The 18,254-nt window shown below is 40.5% G+C and carries 20 protein-coding genes; 8 read left to right on the forward strand and 12 right to left on the reverse strand.

Features of this window, described 5'->3' with window-relative positions:
• The 8 genes from CAP51_RS06810 to CAP51_RS06845 form a co-directional block, all read right to left on the reverse strand.
• A complete protein-coding gene (locus tag CAP51_RS06810; RefSeq protein ID WP_087620008.1) occupies positions 1 to 1,188 on the reverse strand; it encodes a vWA domain-containing protein in 1,188 nt (395 codons plus the stop codon).
• A 13-nt stretch (positions 1,189 to 1,201) separates the two neighbouring features.
• Positions 1,202 to 2,053, reverse strand: a complete 852-nt coding sequence (locus tag CAP51_RS06815; RefSeq protein WP_087620009.1) for an AAA family ATPase — start codon at positions 2,051 to 2,053, stop codon at positions 1,202 to 1,204.
• A gap of 66 nt (positions 2,054 to 2,119) precedes the next feature.
• Positions 2,120 to 2,512 (reverse strand): hypothetical protein, encoded by a 393-nt coding sequence (locus CAP51_RS06820; RefSeq protein ID WP_087620010.1) that lies wholly within the window; start codon positions 2,510 to 2,512, stop codon positions 2,120 to 2,122.
• Positions 2,505 to 2,807, reverse strand: a complete 303-nt coding sequence (locus CAP51_RS06825) for a YcgL domain-containing protein (RefSeq protein ID WP_087620011.1) — start codon at positions 2,805 to 2,807, stop codon at positions 2,505 to 2,507. The genes CAP51_RS06820 and CAP51_RS06825 overlap by 8 nt, the downstream gene beginning before the upstream one ends.
• 182 nt (positions 2,808 to 2,989) lie before the next feature.
• Positions 2,990 to 4,108: a ribonuclease D gene (locus CAP51_RS06830; RefSeq protein WP_087620012.1), complete on the reverse strand. Its 1,119-nt coding sequence runs from the start codon at positions 4,106 to 4,108 to the stop codon at positions 2,990 to 2,992.
• Between the two features lie 39 nt (positions 4,109 to 4,147).
• Positions 4,148 to 4,750 carry a recombination mediator RecR gene (gene recR, locus CAP51_RS06835; protein ID WP_087620013.1) on the reverse strand — a complete coding sequence of 201 codons (603 nt, stop codon included), beginning with the start codon at positions 4,748 to 4,750 and terminating at the stop codon, positions 4,148 to 4,150.
• A gap of 94 nt (positions 4,751 to 4,844) precedes the next feature.
• Entirely contained in the window at positions 4,845 to 5,174 is a 330-nt protein-coding gene (locus CAP51_RS06840; RefSeq protein WP_087620014.1) for a YbaB/EbfC family nucleoid-associated protein, read from the reverse strand.
• A gap of 59 nt (positions 5,175 to 5,233) precedes the next feature.
• The gene (locus tag CAP51_RS06845; RefSeq protein ID WP_087620015.1) at positions 5,234 to 6,457 is read right to left on the reverse strand and encodes an O-succinylhomoserine sulfhydrylase; all 1,224 of its coding nucleotides are present in this window, start codon (positions 6,455 to 6,457) and stop codon (positions 5,234 to 5,236) included.
• Between the two features lie 135 nt (positions 6,458 to 6,592).
• Between CAP51_RS06845 and CAP51_RS06850 the strand changes: the two genes are divergently transcribed.
• The 4 genes from CAP51_RS06850 to CAP51_RS06865 all read left to right on the forward strand — a co-directional run bounded on the left by CAP51_RS06850 (position 6,593) and on the right by CAP51_RS06865 (position 9,375).
• Positions 6,593 to 7,708: an alpha/beta fold hydrolase gene (locus CAP51_RS06850; RefSeq protein ID WP_245809094.1), complete on the forward strand. Its 1,116-nt coding sequence runs from the start codon at positions 6,593 to 6,595 to the stop codon at positions 7,706 to 7,708.
• Between the two features lie 10 nt (positions 7,709 to 7,718).
• Positions 7,719 to 8,591 (forward strand): NAD(P)-dependent oxidoreductase, encoded by an 873-nt coding sequence (locus CAP51_RS06855; RefSeq protein ID WP_087620016.1) that lies wholly within the window; start codon positions 7,719 to 7,721, stop codon positions 8,589 to 8,591.
• A gap of 81 nt (positions 8,592 to 8,672) precedes the next feature.
• On the forward strand, positions 8,673 to 8,945 hold the full coding sequence (locus CAP51_RS06860; protein ID WP_171294749.1) for a YARHG domain-containing protein: 273 nt from the start codon (positions 8,673 to 8,675) through the stop codon (positions 8,943 to 8,945).
• A gap of 10 nt (positions 8,946 to 8,955) precedes the next feature.
• Positions 8,956 to 9,375, forward strand: a complete 420-nt coding sequence (locus tag CAP51_RS06865; RefSeq protein WP_087620018.1) for an HIT family protein — start codon at positions 8,956 to 8,958, stop codon at positions 9,373 to 9,375.
• 123 nt (positions 9,376 to 9,498) lie between these two features.
• Here CAP51_RS06865 and ygiD read toward each other — a convergent pair whose 3' ends face one another.
• The 3 genes from ygiD to CAP51_RS17330 form a co-directional block, all read right to left on the reverse strand.
• Positions 9,499 to 10,350: a 4,5-DOPA-extradiol-dioxygenase gene (gene ygiD / locus CAP51_RS06870; protein WP_087620019.1), complete on the reverse strand. Its 852-nt coding sequence runs from the start codon at positions 10,348 to 10,350 to the stop codon at positions 9,499 to 9,501.
• A 276-nt stretch (positions 10,351 to 10,626) separates the two neighbouring features.
• On the reverse strand, positions 10,627 to 10,845 hold the full coding sequence (locus CAP51_RS06875) for a hypothetical protein (RefSeq protein WP_087620020.1): 219 nt from the start codon (positions 10,843 to 10,845) through the stop codon (positions 10,627 to 10,629).
• A 59-nt stretch (positions 10,846 to 10,904) separates the two neighbouring features.
• Positions 10,905 to 11,066, reverse strand: a complete 162-nt coding sequence (locus CAP51_RS17330; RefSeq protein ID WP_171294750.1) for a hypothetical protein — start codon at positions 11,064 to 11,066, stop codon at positions 10,905 to 10,907.
• A gap of 498 nt (positions 11,067 to 11,564) precedes the next feature.
• On the opposite strand from CAP51_RS17330, the gene CAP51_RS06880 reads away from it, so the two are divergent.
• The 4 genes from CAP51_RS06880 to CAP51_RS06895 all read left to right on the forward strand — a co-directional run bounded on the left by CAP51_RS06880 (position 11,565) and on the right by CAP51_RS06895 (position 15,278).
• Positions 11,565 to 11,744 carry a hypothetical protein gene (locus tag CAP51_RS06880; RefSeq protein WP_087620021.1) on the forward strand — a complete coding sequence of 60 codons (180 nt, stop codon included), beginning with the start codon at positions 11,565 to 11,567 and terminating at the stop codon, positions 11,742 to 11,744.
• A gap of 409 nt (positions 11,745 to 12,153) precedes the next feature.
• The gene (locus tag CAP51_RS06885) at positions 12,154 to 13,326 is read left to right on the forward strand and encodes a DUF1615 family protein (protein ID WP_087620022.1); all 1,173 of its coding nucleotides are present in this window, start codon (positions 12,154 to 12,156) and stop codon (positions 13,324 to 13,326) included.
• A 1-nt stretch (position 13,327) separates the two neighbouring features.
• Positions 13,328 to 13,942 (forward strand): HAD-IB family hydrolase, encoded by a 615-nt coding sequence (locus tag CAP51_RS06890; RefSeq protein ID WP_087620023.1) that lies wholly within the window; start codon positions 13,328 to 13,330, stop codon positions 13,940 to 13,942.
• A gap of 256 nt (positions 13,943 to 14,198) precedes the next feature.
• Entirely contained in the window at positions 14,199 to 15,278 is a 1,080-nt protein-coding gene (locus CAP51_RS06895) for an OmpW/AlkL family protein (protein WP_087620024.1), read from the forward strand.
• Between the two features lie 82 nt (positions 15,279 to 15,360).
• On the opposite strand, the gene rapA is transcribed toward CAP51_RS06895, so the two are convergent.
• The gene (rapA, locus tag CAP51_RS06900) at positions 15,361 to 18,201 is read right to left on the reverse strand and encodes an RNA polymerase-associated protein RapA (RefSeq protein WP_087620025.1); all 2,841 of its coding nucleotides are present in this window, start codon (positions 18,199 to 18,201) and stop codon (positions 15,361 to 15,363) included.
• Between the last annotated feature and the right edge of the window lie 53 nt (positions 18,202 to 18,254).

The raw sequence follows: 18,254 nt of genomic DNA on the forward strand, positions 1-18,254 counted from the left end.
TTACCGGGATAAATAACGCGTCAAATCCTCGATGCCCTTTAAACTCATTGGATACATGTGATCTTCAAAAACTTGTTTGATCACTTGAATCGTTTGGGTGTATTGCCAATATCCTTGTTCTTCAGGATTTAGCCATGCCACTTTATCAAAATGCTGTCTTAGACGTTGCAGCCAGACGATACCCGCTTCGTCATTCATATATTCTACCGAACCACCGACCGATGTCAGCTCATATGGTGCCATACTGGCATCACCAACAATGATCACCCGATAATCCTTGCCATATTTATGAAAAAGATCGAAGGTTTCCATACGGGTGTTTTGACGACGATGATTATCTTTCCAGACATAATCGTACAGGCAATTATGGAAATAAAAATATTCCAGTGTTTTAAACTCAAACTTTGCTGCGGTAAATAATTTTTGACATTGAGCAATATAGGCATCCATTGAGCCACCCACATCAAACAGCATTAATACTTTGATACGGTTACGTCGCTCTGGCACCATTTGTACATCCAATATGCCTTTTTGTGCAGTTTTTTGAATGGTTGTACCAATGTCCAGCTCTTCGGCAGCACCTTGTCTGGCAAATTTTCTCAGCCGACGTAGAGCCATTTGCATTTGACGGGTGCCCAGCATCTGATCATCATCGAGATTTTGATACTTACGCTGTTCCCATACTTTGACCGCAGATTTTTTACGGCCGGGACCACCAATACGCACACCTTCCGGATGATCACCAAAAGCACCAAACGGCGAAGTCCCACCAGTACCGACCATGCGATTACCACCCTGATGCTTTTTATGCTGTTCACGTAAACGTTCTTCCAGCATTTTCATCAGTTCTTCCAGTGAACCTGCTTTTTGCAATGCTTCACGCTGTTCTGGGCTAAGATGCTTTTCCAGCAATTCCAGATCGAACCAGTCTTTAGGTAAATGCTTGACCTGATTAAGTAAATCATCAATATCGAAGCTTTCTATCCCTTCAAAATAGTCCTTGAACGCACGATCAAATTTATCAAAGTATCGTTCATTTTTGACCATGACCGTACGTGCCAGCTGATAAAACTGTTCCTGATCGGCAAAAACCACACCTGAAGCCACTGCCTGATTGAGATCTATTAGTTCTCTGGTCGTCACAGGAACGCCATATTTTCGCAGTTTGTAAAATAAACGGATAAACATTTAGCTACTCTCCCTATCGACGGGACATAAAGGCTAAACGCTCCAATAACTGTACATCTTGTTCATTCTTGATCAGCGCACCATACATCGGTGGAATGGCAGCAGTCCGGTCACGATTACGCAAAATATCTTCCGGTACTTCATCCGCCATCAGTAAACGTAACCAGTCAATCAATTCACTGGTAGAAGGTGGTTTTTTTAATCCAGGAATATCGCGTAATTTAAAGAATATCTGTAAGGCTTCCGAAACCAGCGTGTGATTGATATTGGGAAAATGCACATCGATAATTTGTCGCATCGTCGCTTCATCAGGAAATTCGATGTAGTGAAAGAAGCAGCGACGTAAAAATGCATCAGGCAATTCTTTTTCATTATTGGAGGTAATAATCACAATGGGTCGCTGGGTTGCGGCAATTGTTTCGCCTGTTTCATAGACATAAAATGCCATTTTATCGAGTTCATGTAATAAGTCATTCGGGAACTCGATATCTGCCTTATCAATTTCATCAATCAATAATACACAGCGCTCTTCACTGGTAAATGCTTCCCAGAGCTTGCCCGGCTTAATATAGTTGGCGATTTCATAGACACGATCATCACCCAACTGACTATCACGTAAGCGGGATACTGCATCGTATTCATACAAACCCTGCTGGGCTTTGGTGGTTGATTTTATATGCCAGGTAATGAGCTTGAGTCCCAGACTTTGTGCAACTTGCTCGGCCAATAAGGTTTTACCTGTTCCGGGTTCACCTTTGACCAACAATGGCTTTTGCAGAATTCTTGCAGCATTGACTGCAAGTTTTAGATCATCTGTTGCAATATATTGCGCGGTACTTTCAAACTTGTTTTCTTGAGTAGACATACATCATCCTAATGTGCTTCCAAAAATCATTCTTAACTATACGATCATTTCTGGATGCTTTTATGTTTATGAAGAAACCGTCTGGTCTTCTTTATTGGCCTGATACTTTGACCAGCAATAACCAATAAAGAAACCAAGCCCAGCAACCACCAAGATGTACAGAAGATTAGATAAAATCAATGGCTCTTCCTTTGTCAATACACCGAAGATTAGGCCAATGATTGCAGGTGCAATTCCTGCATTGTCACCCTCAGAAACTGTGGGTGTCGCCAAAATCGCAAACAGGATAATCCAGGTGATTCCACCGAGTGGACTAGGCAAACGCCGGGCTATGCCATACCATGCCCATAAAGCAATCAATGTGCCACCAATATATACCGTAACAGCGATTGAATCTTCGGGAATTGCATCAAACAGGCTAAGAAAACTATTCCACCACAGTGTTAGTTGATCAAGCACCTCTTAAACCCTCTGGTGCAGTCGCATTGGGATTGATTAATCCTTCCGGCGGCATTTGCATAAAATAGCCTTTGGTTCTTAATGCATCCAGCACATGCAATACCGATACACGAGCAAGTTTGCGTGCTTCATGTAACTCAAGATGCATGACAAATGTCGGGCGACCAAATGCAACCTGTAATAAATCCGGTACATCGGCAAAAGGTTCTTTACCTTCATCATTTGGGTAATCTGGGCGAGCAACATAAAGGTACATTTCATCCTTTTTACTCGATCTATAAATGTCACAATGCATATTCTTACACCTTTTTTAGGCTTACACTTGCTTGGCGATTTGCGTTTAGCATACACAATTTTATCTGCTGATGCGAAACTTGCAGCTTATTTTATTGCAAAAAAACAATAAAAAATTGCTGCTGCAATATAAATTCCGGACATATTGACGTTAGCCCTATACAGTCCATGATCTGGCATTTTCTAACGTCGAGCTTTGTCCTGTTGCAAAATATCAATCAATGGCAAAGTGACATCCTGATAACGCCAGCCACGCAAATAAGGATTTAATTGATTGATATCCTGCATATCATGAAATACAAAGGTATTTAATTGGGTTAACCATTTTTTACGCATCAATACCTCAGCTGGAATCTGCCAGGCCTGGCTGAGATCAGCAATTTTTTGCTCAATCCGTTCCTTGGTACCATCGAGATAACGATAAGGTCGTTCCAAACGCTGCGGCCACAAAGTTTGCTCAGGCAGTTCATTTAATAATCTTAGAATTTCCTTACCATGCTCGCGTAACACAGCTGGTTTTAATTCATGGCTATTTGCCAATTGCTGCATGGTTTTGGGTGTACGCTCAATCAGTTTATTAATGCTATTGTTTTTAATGATATAACTGCGTGGTTTGTTCTGTGCAATGGCAAGCTGTTCCCGCCACGTGGCGATTTGTTTTAACTGCATTAATTGCCGGGAAGAATGCCGATAATTGGCAATATCCAAGTAAACATCATGAAGAGGTAATTGCTCGGCCAAAGAAGCACAATAATTACGGCAATCCTCTAAAACATAAGGATATAAGTTTTTATCTTTAAGCTGCCCAATTAAATGATCAGCCAAATCCTGAAGATAATAAACATCCGAGGCTGCATAACGGACCTGTTCTTCACTGAGTGGTCGTGCCAGCCAATCGGAACGGGTTTGGTCTTTATCAACATGGATTCCCAAAATCTTCTCAACCGCAGATTGATAACTAATCTGCATACCATGACCTAAAAAAGCCATGGCAACTTGTGTATCTAGCACATTATTCAAGGCATGTTGTTTGGAATAATGATAAATTAAATCAATATCCTCACCGCAAGCGTGAAATATATTCAGTTTGGCTTGAAACAGACTATTCCATACTGCCGATAGTTCCAGTCCCCCATCAATCAGATAGACCTGCTGATTCACATTGACCTGCAACACACCCAGTTTTGGATAAAGCGTATCTACCTTGATAAATTCGGTATCTAGTGCATTCGCCGGACTGTGCTGTAATTGTTCAACAATGGGCTGTAATTGTGCTTGTTGGGCGATCCATTGATAATGCATAAGATTTCCTAAGAACTGACCAGCAGTTCTGTCTGGTCATTAGTCCTGATTTAACAATAATCGGTGTGTTAAAGCCTGATGTAAAGTATGGCTATCGACATATTCCAATTCGCCGCCTTGTGGTACGCCCTGTGCTATACGAGTAATCCGAATCGGCAAATGTTTACAAGCTTCAACCAGATAATGTGCGGTTGCCTGCCCTTCAACGGTAGCATTGGTTGCCAGAATGACTTCTTTAATCTGACCTTGGGATAAGCGCTGCAATAGATGTGGAATGCCGACTTCTTCCGGTCCAATACCATCAAGTGGTGACAAATGACCATGTAATACATGATACTTGCCTTTAAAGCTGCCACTATGTTCTATGGCAAATACATCGGCTGGTGATTCCACCACACACAAAAGTGCATCATCACGCTCGCTGTCCTGACAAATTTCACAGACCTCAAGCTCGGTTAAAGCATGGCAAACCGAACATTCATGAATATGCTCAACTGCATCCTGTATGGCTTGAGCAAGTTCAAGCGCTCCGGTACGTTGTCGCATCAATAAATGTAATGCCATACGTTGAGCAGATTTTGAACCCACACTCGGTAGTAAGCGCAACTTTTGTACCAATATATTGAAGCGGTCACTATACACGCGTTACAACCTCAAATTTTAATCCGATTCAATTCTTCTACACCTAACAATGAGTGAGTGAAAGAAAAACTGAACCGTTTTCATAAAAACAAAATTAGAATAAGCCAGACAGACCTGGTGGTAATCCCATGCCGCTATTGGCGCCTTTTAAACGCTCATCGGCAATCGCTTCGGCCTGGCGTACAGCATCATTAACCGCAGCAGCAATCAGGTCTTCGATCATATCTGGTTCATCCTGCAATAATTCAGGACTGATTTCGATGCGTTTGACCACAAAACGACAGGTCATGGTCACTTTGACCAAACCACCACCCGCTTCTGCTTGGACTTCTGTTTGTCCTAACTGCGCCTTGGTTTTTTTGACGTTTTCTTCCATATCTTTTTGCATACGCTGTGCTTGTTGCATCAACATATTAATATTCATAAGGCTATCCTTCTAAACAATCTGTGGCAGTCGTCATCGTACAACTGCCCTTAAGCCAATCAAATTTGATCTAAACCACGTTTCAGATCGGCAATAATATCATCAATATCTTCAAGTCCAACAGAAACACGTATTAAACCTTCGCTGATCCCTGCCGCAGCTTTGGCTTCAGGTGACAACTTACCATGTGTGGTGGTTGCCGGATGGGTAATGGTTGATTTTACATCGCCCAGATTTCCGGTAATGGAAATAAAACGGGTCGAATCAATCACTTTCCATGCGCCATCTCGTTCGCCTTTAACTTCAAAGGTAACAATACCACCAAAGCCAGCCTGTTGTGATTTTGCCAGTTCATGTCCTTTATGTGCTGGCAAGCCTGCATAAAATACTTTATTGACGTTCGGATGCTGATCCAGCCATTCAGCCAGTTTCTGTGCATTATCACAGTGAGCGTACATACGCAGTTTCAGTGTTTCTAGACCTTTAAGGAAAATCCATGCATTAAATGGACTCATACTTGGACCCAAGGTACGCACCACACCAAACACTTCTTCCAGCAATTGATGTGAACCGACCACTGCACCACCAAGTGCACGACCCTGACCATCAATATATTTGGTCGCAGAGTAAATCGCCAGATCGGCACCCAATGCAATTGGACGCTGTAAAATCGGTGTACAAAAACTGTTGTCTACCGCAAGTAAAGCATCATGCTGATGTGCTAATTCTGCTAATGCACGAATATCAGCAATTTCAGACAATGGATTGGACGGTGATTCGAGGAACAGTAATTTGGTCCGTCCGGGTTGAATCGCCTGCTGCCAAGCATTTAAATCTTCCAGATCAACAAAATCGATATCTACGCCAAACTTACGCACATATTTATCAAACAGGGACACACTAGAACCAAACATGGCACGAGAACATACCACATGATCACCAGTTTTAAGAAATGCCAGCACGATTGAGATAATTGCCGCCATACCAGAACTGGTCGCCACTGCACGTTCTGCACCATCAAGTGCTGCCAAACGTTTTTCAAACATGGCCACTGTAGGATTGGTAAAGCGCGAATAAATATTACCCGGCGCTGCACCAGAAAACTTGGCCGCAGCTTCTGCTGCATTTTCATAGACAAACGATGACGTCAGAAAAATGGGCTCACTATGCTCACCTTCATGGGTTCGATCGTGTCCGGTACGAATCGCCAAAGTTGCTAATTGGTACTCATGCTGAGAATCATTGTATTGCAAATCATCTTGCTGGTCAGTGTGCTGACTCATACTATTTTCAGTCCGAAAACTGCCCTATCTAAAAACCTGACCACATTTTGCTAGTCATGGGTTTTTTGGTCAAGGCAAAATCAGGTTTTATCCCCTAAAATTATCAATTAGTTTGTTATTTTCTGAGCAAAGGCTGTGAAAGCAAAATATTTGAAACCTCAACCTTTGGTAAAACAAAGTTATCAGCATCTTAAACGTCGTCTTTTTGATCGTAAAAGCCTGATTCTTTCCGAACAATTGCCTTATCAGGTGATTGCACATTTTGATAAAGCCACAGTGCGCCATTATCCGGCCAAACACCATCAGCAGCAACGTATTCCTTTGGTACTGGTTGCACCACTGGCTGTAAAAATGGCGATTTATGATTTATTCCCCTATCGCTCGCTGGTGCGCCACCTAACAGATAGTGGTTTTGACGTCTATCTAATCGACTGGGGACAATTGAATCGAAACGATGCCGATCTGGATTTTAATTATTTTGTCTTTCAAGCATTGCCCGCTCTGATCAAGGATATTAAACGATATGCCAATTATGATGAGATTTCTTTACAAGGTTGGAGTATGGCAGGTGTTTTCTGCCTGCTTTATGCAGCATCGGGTCTAGATCAGGGTATCCGTAATTTGTTAATTTTCGCCAGTCCAGTTGATGCCTATGCATCAGGTCGTATTGGTTTGGGATATCAACTTGCCAATCGGTTGATCGAGCAAAGTCCGTTACCGTTACAACAAATCCTGCTGCTTAAGCATCTTCCCAACCGCATCATTCATTCTCCCGGTAAACTGAACGCACTCGGCTTTAAACTGCTGAATCCGCTGGGAATCCTGCAAGGACATTTACAACTCCTTAAACGGCTATCCAATCTTGAAGATGTCAAATCGCATGCTACGCTTGGTGATTTTTTAAATGACATGATTGATTATCCCGGTGCCATCAATCGGGATATGTTGCTGTGGATCTGGCTAAAAAATCCGCTAAATCAGGGTAAATTTTCATATAAGGACCGTGCATTGGATCTTAACAACATCAAATGTTCATTATTAATCGGTGCTGGTGACAGCGATGGTATGGTCACACCCGCATCCGTGCGCCCATTAACCCATTTAACATCAAGTCAAGATGTATGCTTTAAACTGATTCCCGGTGGCCATATGGGTTTGATGTGCAGTCAGGCCAGTAGCATACAATTCTGGCCATTCTTGACAAATTGGCTAGAACAGCGTTCTATGATCAGCCAACACCATCAAGTTTAAGGATTTTAACATGTCTATGTCTGTTGCTTTTATCGGTCTGGGTGCAATGGGTTATCGTATGGCAGCACATTTGCCTAAAGCATTTCAATCGGTATGGGTCTGGAATCGCAGCTTTGAAAAAGCCGAACAACATGCCAAAACCTACGGCACACAAGCTGTATCCATAGAACAGGCAACACAGGCAGACATTATTTTTTCATGTCTACCAACCAGTCGGCAGGTTGAAGACATCATTCAAGCCCATCCACCCAAAGCAGGCGCGATCTGGGTAGATTGTACCAGTGGCGAACCAGAATCTGCCAAGCATATGGTAGAGTTTTTAAAAACATATCAGGCAGACTTTCTTGATGCGCCAGTTTCCGGACAAACCATTGGTGCAGAAAAAGGCACGCTCACCGTAATGATTGGTGGTGATCAAGCAGCCTTTGAACGTGCTTATCCTGCCATTGAAACCTTTGGCGGATTAATTAAACATGTCGGTGACTCAGGTGCAGGTTTTGCAGTAAAAGCTGTCAATAATATGTTACTTGCTGTGCATCTATGGGCTGCCGCAGAAGGCTTCACCACCCTTAAAGCCAATGGCGTCGATTTAAACAGTGCGCTGGAGTGTATCAATGCGTCCAGTGGGAAAAGTGGTGTAACCGAAACTGCATTACCCCAACGGATTTTAAATCGTAGTTTTCCCTTAACCTTTGCGCTGCCTTTACTGGCCAAAGATACAGGCATCGCCTTAAATCTGGCACAACACGCCAAACTGCCAACGCCACTACTTAGCCTAACCCAGAATTTAATTCAGGCAGCAAATTTAACCGCAGCACCGGATAGTGACTTTTCGGCAGCAGTGAAACTCTATGAAGACTGGACTAAAATTACCATAAAATAACAATTTGATTGTTTTTAATAGTGGTTATCCCCATGTATATCATATAATCACACTAGGTTCATGCCTGAAAAAGGAAACCCAATGATGAAATTACTTGTAAAATGCTCTGTCTTCGGTCTGTTACTGGCAGGTTTAACATCCGCCTATGCAGATGATGCAAAATGCAAACAGCTACAAGATCAAAAAAATCTGATCTATGCAGCACATGGTTACTGTTTTAAAGATCCAGATGCGCAAAAACAGTATGGTGCAGATTGCCATACCAAAAAACCTAAATTCAGCGATGCAGAAAGCAAACGTCTGGCACAGATTGAAGACAGTCAAAAATCGTTGAACTGCCCTAAAAAGGATTAAGGAAAGTTTTATGACGTATAACGATCAGAATATTTTTGCCAAAATTATTCGTGGTGAACTGCCTGTCATTAAAATTTATGAAGATGATAAAACACTGGCGTTTATGGACATCATGCCACAGGCAGATGGTCATGCACTGGTGATTCCCAAAACATCAGCGGTTACTTTACTGGATTTGCCAGGTGATGATGCCGCCTATACGATTCAGATCGTGCAAAAAGTTGCCCGAGCCATTGAGAAAGCACTGGATAAACAAGGCATCATTCTGATGCAACTGTCTGGTGAAGCAGCAGGTCAAACGGTTCCGCATGTACATTTCCACCTGATTCCTAGCAATGTGCATCAATTAGGTAAGCATGCTGCACAAATGGGTGATCAAGACAAAATCAAAGCCTTTGCTGAACAAATTAAAGCGGTGCTTGACGCTTAAAGCTTTAGGTCTTTAGATGATTCACTTATAAACACTACGACATACGAAAATGCCTCACTCGATTGATTCAAGTGAGGCATTTTTATTGAACGCTTATCTTTGTATATCTTTTTCACATAATCTTTAAGCGGCATTTAAAATAAATGAAGTCATACTTAAAGAGCCCATCGTGGTATGCGCATTAAAGAGCGACAACTGATCCTGATCGGTCTGCAAACCCAGCGCATATAGCATAGGATAATAATGATCGGGCGTTGGAATTGCCAGTTTAAATGCCTGTCCCTGCTTATCCCAATCAATCAAGGCATCATGTTGATGCGCTAATAACATTTTCTGCATTGTTGCATCTGCTTCGAGTGCCCAGTCATAGCCATAATGCAAATCATCAGTTTCATGCCATGCGACCATACGCAAATTATGAATTAAATTACCACTGGCAATGATCAATACACCTTTTTGTCGCAAGGCTGACAGCTCTTTTGCCAGTGCATAATGATAGGGAGCATGCTGACTATAATCCACACTCAACTGCACCACCGGAATATTAGCATCGGGAAACATATGAATAAGCACACCCCAAGTACCATGATCTAGGCCCCAACTTAAATCGGGCTGTACTTCGGTACTTTGTATGGCAGTTATTGTTTCTTTGACCAAATCCTGATTACCTGATGCCGGATATTGCACATCAAATAACGCCTGCGGGAATCTACCAAAATCATGAATGGTTTTGGGTGCTGGCATGGCAGTAATGGCTGTGCCGCCCTGTGTCAACCAATGTGCCGAAATACATAAAATTGCAGCAGGTTGTGGCTGTAAATTTTTTCCAATACTCTGCCATTTTTGTGCAAACTCATTATCTTCAATAGCATTCATGGGTGTGCCATGTCCGGCAAAAATCACTGGCATCGTGGCACTATTCGGCAAAGATTTTGCCCATGCCGATAAGTCTTGTAAATGATTTAAATTATTCATATTGCCCCCTTCTCTAATCAGAATTATGGGGCCTTCTCTTGCAGATTTAAAGCCTGAATAAATCAACACATCGTTGCATTTTTAAATATAAAAATAATTTTAGATAAAAAATTGAAGATAAAATATAAATCTTATTATGCAATGCGCTAGATTTTTATAAAAATTTCAACTTCCAAGCTTTAACAATAATATTAATTGCCATACTACTAAATTTTAAAAATTTTTCTATTTACATATTCATTCAATAAAATATTCAACAATCAATCATATATTAGATTATGGTTTGTTCTGTTCAAATTCATCCTGAACAAAATAAACCTCTTCAGTATTCGGTAAAAACCATTGATAAGTATCTAATATTCTAAACAATTGCTGATTATAGTTATTAAACAACTCCATCAGTTGATGATCCGAATATATACCAACAAATATAATTTTTTCGTTGCTTTGATATTCATGATACATTTGATGGGCTTGTACAACATGTATGCTCATATTAAAAATCCAAAAAAGGAAGGTGCTTTCGCGCCTTCCAGATTCAATTTATAACCTAATTATTTAGGTTGTTCATCATTTTGTTGCGGTTGGTTTTGGTTCGGTTGTTTTGGTTCATTTTGACCCGGAGATGGGCGAAACTCTTTACCATCATTTTGCTGTTGTTGTTGCTGTTTCGATTTATCCTGAGATGTATTGGTATTACCTTGATTCTGAGACATGAGAGTCTTCCTGTATAATGATGTGGAGATCATTCTCTACCACTAAATCAGCATAGGCTTTTAAAAATAAAATAGATAGCATGTAGATGTGTGCCTGCGGTAAGTAATGTAAGTCAAAAATTATTTATTTAAGTAATCTGCTGTTATTTAATATTTAAATAAAAAACAACCATTACATATTTAACTTAAACTAAAAAATAAATAAGCTAATCTATTTTACAGATATTGAATAATTTATTTTACAAAGTACAATTTAAATTAATTAAACCAATTTATAATTTTAATGTTGCTTTTATGTAGATTAAATATCATTCATCCATTTTAATTAAATGATAACTTACAATGACGTAGAAGTTATTTTAAATTCTTTTTTTAAAAAATAGAAAATATTGACGCCTTTATATACATATCGGTACATATTACGCTCACAACACCCGTAGTATAAGTTGATTAAACACCTATGATAGCAACTCAATAATGAAATCAAAGGACATCAATATGACAACTGCAAATAAAGGCTTTAAGGCTTTCGCCAACCAGACCAGTCATCTGAACAATACCAGTAAAACTGAGGAACATAGTGAAGTCAAACCCGTTGAATTTCCTGAAAAACCAGTGGCTAGCGACCAATCAGATAAAGCTGTGCAACCAGATCATAATACTGCAAAACCGCAATAAACTTTGGACATAGATAGAGTGTATTCAATTCACTCTATTTCTAAGTGATAAGAAATAATCTGCATCATGATCCAATCAGCCCTATCACATTTTCGGATGTTATAGGGTTTTATTTATTGCCGATAAAAACAAAAACCTTTGATCTATTTCCATATCAATTGCATGAGATACTTAAGGGTTACAAGCATGAAATTTTTTAATGCAAAAATAAAAGACAATTTTTTAATTTAAAAGTAAATGATATATGTAATGAGCTCTCAGCACACACGAATACAGCATGTAATATTCCGTGTATTTTCTATAAGATAAATATCAATATACATAGCAAATTTTTTCAAGATACCCTAACATAGCAATTTGAAGTCAAATCCCTCAGCTGCGCTTTTGCGTATTTTGTATAGATGTGCCTATGAATCGCTATCGCCAAATTCATATTTCCTTGATTTGTGCCTTGTCTTTGTCTATCGCAGCCTGTGATGGCAAATTTTTTAGCACAGAAAAAGATTCAAAACTCAGTGCCGAACAAGTCAGTAAACTCATTCCCGCTCGGGTCAAGGATCGCGATTCATGGGCAAATGATATTATTCAGATCACAGACGAATTAAAAATTCCTCAGGATTCACAAAATATCTGTACGATTATTGCTGTGGTTGATCAGGAATCCAACTTTGTCGCCGACCCTGTTGTACCGGGATTAGGCGATAAAGCTGCGCGCGAAATTAACCAGCGACTAGAAGAAAAACTTGGCAGCAAGATGGCTGGATATTTTGAGACCATGCTCAAAACCAAACCCACGCCTGAGGACAATTATTTAAACCAAGTTCGTAAAGTCAAAACTGAACGTGAGTTGGACCAGCTTTATCGGGAAATGTTTGATTATTACAGCAAACAATATCATGTCAGTTTGTTGACTGGTGCGGCAAAACTGGTCGGACAAGATGTAGCAGAGAATTTTAATCCGATTACCACGTTAGGGTCGATGCAAGTCCATATCCATTATGCCAAAGCCCATAAACGTAGTTTTATGACCATTAATCAACTGCGTGATGACCTCTATACGCAAAATGGCGGTTTATATTATGGTATTCATCGCTTAATGATGTATCCGGCACAATATGACAAGCCACTCTATCGTTTTGCCGATTATAATTCCGGTATGTATTCTAGCCGTAATGCGGCATTCCAAAAGATGTTGAATAAACTGGCCAATACAGATTTAGATCTGGATGGCGATCTATTGCTTTATAACAAAGATGGCGATGCCAAATTACAAAAAAGCAGTACCGAAATAGCATTGATTCAATACTTCTCTACCGATCCTACAGCGCCTTCGGCAGGTAGTATTCGTAGTGATCTAAAAGATGAAAAAACACAAGCATTTGAAAACAGTGCAACCTATAAATATATCGTCAAACAATATGAAGCAAAAACTGGTCAAACAGCACCTTATGCAGTCATGCCAAAAGTGGTAATTTCCGGGCCAAAACTAAGTCGGGACTATAATACCAACTGGTTTGCCGAGCGTGTCAATGGTCGTTATACACAATGTATGTCTCGTGCCAAACATTTAAAGCTAACATAACATGACTGCACTTGCCCTGTTTGATTTTGATGGCACATTATGTAAACAAGATAGCTTTACTGGCTTCATGCAAAGTGCAGTGCCTAAACATTATTTTTATCGAAAATGTCTCAAAATTAGCCCACAAATCGCAGCATATTATCTTAAGTTATATCCTGCAAATCGAATGCGGCCATTACTATTTAAGACCGTATTAAAAGATGAAAATGCAGATCAAGCCCATATAGTCGGTCAACACTATGCCCAGTATCTGGTCGAACACTGCTTAAATCAGGAAGTTTTAGCACGCTTAAAATGGCATCAGCATCAACAGCATCAAGTGGTGATTGTATCTGCTTCGCTCAATTTATATTTGCAGCCTGTGGCCAAATTATTAAATGTCGAATTGATCTGCACACAGGTCGATGATTACCATCAAGTCTTAACAGGTGCATATCGTAGTGCAGATTGCAGCTGTGAGGAAAAAGTCAGCCGTTTAAAACAACATTATGATCTTCAGGCATTTACAAAAATCTATGCTTATGGCAATAGCCATGAAGATATTCACATGTTGAAACTTGCCACGCATGCTTACTGGATTAATCAAAAACACCAGCTACAACCCTTTTCTAAATAAATTGCTCTTTTTAAAAACCGTCATATAACAAAAAATTTGTTCTATTGAATCTTTCTAGCCCACAATACTGCCAAAAATATCATCACACAATAAAGACCATATTCACTTAAAAATACATTTTTATCTAAATTTTTACATCTTTTTTGCAAAAAACATATGCATTTTATACTTATTTAATAAAAATTAGCTTTCATAAAGCAAGGCATATCCATAACACTAGCACCGAAGGAAAATCCAATGGACATGGAGTAAATGGATGAGAAAAATAATAGTGCTCGCCTGCACAATATCTAGCCCTTTTTTAATGAGTCAAATCACCTATGCAGGATATGATTTTTTTAAAAGTGATGGTAATTTTAAACGTTTTTCGGTATCCGCAGGTTGGTTACATGCCATGCCACAGGGAAAAGCCAATAATATGAAAAACAGTACTGTCATTGCTGATGGTACAACAGCAGAAAGTGGCAGTATCAGTAAAAAAACGTTTCTTGATGCAGTTGATCCCGATTATCCACTAGAAGACTGGAAACTTGCAGCAATTAACCTTTTATTCCCTAATGATGATTCTGACTTAAGTAGTGTATCAGGTACAACAACAATCAATGGTTTGCAAAACTGGGAAAGTGCCAATACTGGACTGGAAGCCAAAGATGTAGATACACTTGGCATCATGATGAATTATCACTTTAACGATCACTGGTCGCTGGAATTAAAAGCTGGTGTACCGCCAAAAGTTGATATTGCTGGTAAGGGACAAGTCTATGCACCATTTAGCGGGATTTCCAAACCAGATGGGATTGGCGTTGTTCTTGGTGATGTGATGTTAAAAAAAGATATTCCTATTACCGATCTGGAACAAAGTGATAAAGCTGCAACTGTACGGGCATGGCTACCCGCAGCAGAAATTCATTATCAGTTTGGTCAATCCGGGATTAATAAATTCCGTCCTTATGTTGGTGCTGGTGTATTGTATGCCTATTTTAATGGTATTGAACTCGATTCAGGTATTCGAAAAGATCTGGAAAATGCTGGCCATAAGATTCAGAACATTAAAGATGGTCAGGCTGGTGCTGCACTGGAGGGTCGTGAGTCGAGTGGAAATATGAAAGTCAAGGTCAAAGCTGATGATGCTTTTGCCCCGATCGTTACACTGGGTGCAACCTATGACTTTAATGACAAGTGGTTTGCAGTAGGTTCCGTGTCTTATGCCAAACTCAGCAATGATGCAACCATTACTGTCAATAATGAAAATACCGGTGAAAGCTTAATCAAAGCACATACGACCATTGATATTGATCCTCTTATCACTTATGCAGGGATTGGTTATCGCTTTTAAATTTGATTTTCAAAATATAAAAAACGCATGCTGTGTCATACAACATGCGTTTTTTTAATTGAGATCAAGAGAAAGATAATGATTAATTGGCTTTCACGACCACCAGTACACGTATTGCTTCTGGTGTAATTGCCACTTGATCTAACGCTGCTAGACCTTCTTGCTTTAATTTTTCCAGTCGGTCAATTTCATCTTGACGAATACTCGGATTATGCTGTTTAAGATAATTTAAACGGTCAATTTCCCGCTGCCAGCGCTGTTGATATTGCTTTTGAGCTTCTTGGCTGATTTCCGGCAGTTTTGCTTTTGCCAAATCAAATGCCTGTTGATAACGTTCTTCTATAATTTCCCGACGAGCCTTAATCACCTGACGGGAATTATTACCATCAAGATGGTGGATATAGGGTTGCAATATATGTGCAGCCACTTTTTCTGTTAAATCCTGACCGTTTTCTGTCAAGAGTACACGAATCAACTGTTTTGGCAGACTGGCCTGTACATTCAACACTTTTGGTGCAATCACTTCAACCTTAAACCATAATTCAAGCAGAATAGAACCCTGTTTGATGGCATTGCTTTTTAGTAAAGCAACATTGGCACTACCAAAAGACTGGGTGTTGATCAGTTCCATCACACTTTCTACAAATGGATGTTCCAGCGTTAAAAACTGTGAATCTTCACGGATTTGTGCCTGATCACGATAGAAGGTGGCAGTAATGCCGTCTTCATCAAGCTGTAAACCTTGTACCTGTGTATGATCAGTCGGACGAATAATCACCGTACCATTGCTTTGTTCATCAAAATCAATATTGGTCGATGCCATAAAGCGTTTGATAAAATCAGGTAACAAAGAATTGTCTTCATACTCTTCAAGTGCATGAATAATACGTTTGGCCACTTGCGGACGACAAGAGTTATATTCGAGCAAACGATCCCGACCTTGTTGCAAATCTGCTTCAAGTTGTAAACGCTGTTCATTGACCTGTTCCAGCAAAGGTTCAAATTTTTCCGGTAAATCTGCCAGCAAACAGTCTTTTAATTCAACAATAAAGTTTTCTTGTAAGGTTTGTGCTGCTGGTGAAATATTACTGAAAATATTTAACGCTTCATTGTACCAGCGGAACATACGCTCTTGCGCTGTACCTTCCACATATGGCACATGGATTTGAATACGATTTTGTTGGCCAATCCGGTCCAACCGCCCAATTCGTTGCTCAAGTACATCGGGATTGGCAGGTAAATCAAATAAAATCAGATCACTGGCAAACTGAAAGTTACGACCTTCGGAACCAATTTCAGAACAAAGTAATATTTGTGCGCCATAGCCTTCTTCGGCAAAATAAGCTGCGGCCTGATCACGTTCGAGCAAGCTCATGCCTTCATGGAACATGGCAGTACGAATACCGGCATGAATACGCAAAGCATTTTCCAGTGCTTCGACCACAGGACCACTACGTGCAATCAGCAATACTTTTTTATGCTTTAATTCCTTGCGTAGAATTTCCATCAACCATTTTACGCGCGGATCATGCTCCATCCATGCACCATCAAGCTGTGCTTCTTCCGGCCACATTTGCTCACGTAATTTGCCGCTGATATTCCAGCCTTCCGGACGCGGTAACGCCACAGGCAAACAATCCCTGCCAGGAAAACCCTGAATCGCTTCACGGGTGTTACGGAACAGAATACGTCCTGTGCCGTGACGATCCAGCAACTCGTGAATAGCACGATAACGCTGCTCAGGTTCATCCTCAATAGCATGCCCCAGCAATTTTTCCAGCGCCTGTATTTGTTCTGCTTCAAGCGGCAAATCAGACATTAGAACTTCTGCGATTTTTGCAGTTTGCTGATACTGTTCTTCTTCTGCCAGGAACTGATCCAGATCATTAAAGCGCTGCTGATCCAGTAAACGTAAGCGAGCGAAATGACTTTCTACACCCAATTGCTCAGGTGTTGCTGTCAGTAACAAGACACCGGGAGTTTTATTGGCAAAGTCTTCAACCAGATTATAGCGGTCATTGCCGCCTTCTTCCTCATTCCACATCAAATGATGTGCTTCATCTACAACCAATAAATCAAAGCCTGCTTCGATGGCCTGCTCATGCAAATCCGGATGATCGAGCATCAGATCAATACTGGCAATAATCAATTGTTCGGTTAAAAATGGGTTCAACTCTGGATCATGTTCTTTAATCGAAGCAGTCCGGGTTAAATCAAACAGGGAAAAATGCAGATTGAAACGACGACGCATTTCAATCATCCATTGATATTGCAAGGAATCCGGTACCAGAATCAAAACACGTTCACTGCGACCAGTTTTCAGTTGCTGATGAATAATCAGCCCGGCTTCAATGGTTTTACCCAGACCAACTTCATCCGCCAACAAAACACGGGGTGCCAAACGTGTACCCACTTCATTGGCAATATAAAGTTGGTGGGGAATCAAGCCAACTCGGGCACCTAGCAAACCACGTAATGGACTACGTTTCATTTGTGCCTGCATCAGCAAAGCCTGAATACGCAAGTCGTACCATTCTTTATAATCAATCTGACTGGCAAGCAACCGTTCCAGTGGTTTGGATAACTGGATATGTGCACCCAGACGGGTTTCATTTAAATCTTTAACAACGTCTTGTCCATTGGCATCAATCCGTTTGGCACGATAACGCAAGACATCATGGCGTTCTTCAACAGCTTCGACAGTCCATTCCACCCCTTCCTGGTCCAAAATGGTATCACCGACATTAAAAACGATACGGGATAAAGGTGCATTATTGCGTGCATAAACACGGGTTTCGTCACTTTTTGGAAATAATATGCTGACTGATCTCTCATCTACATCGATAAGTACACCCAAACCAAGTTCGGATTCCGTATCTGATAGCCAACGCTGTCCAATAGCAAACTGTTGCAATTTTTTCACCTTACCAATTGAATTTAAAAATACCCAAATGTCGTTTTATAAAATCGTATCCA

This window comes from Acinetobacter populi, from assembly GCF_002174125.1.
GTDB lineage: Bacteria > Pseudomonadota > Gammaproteobacteria > Pseudomonadales > Moraxellaceae > Acinetobacter > Acinetobacter populi.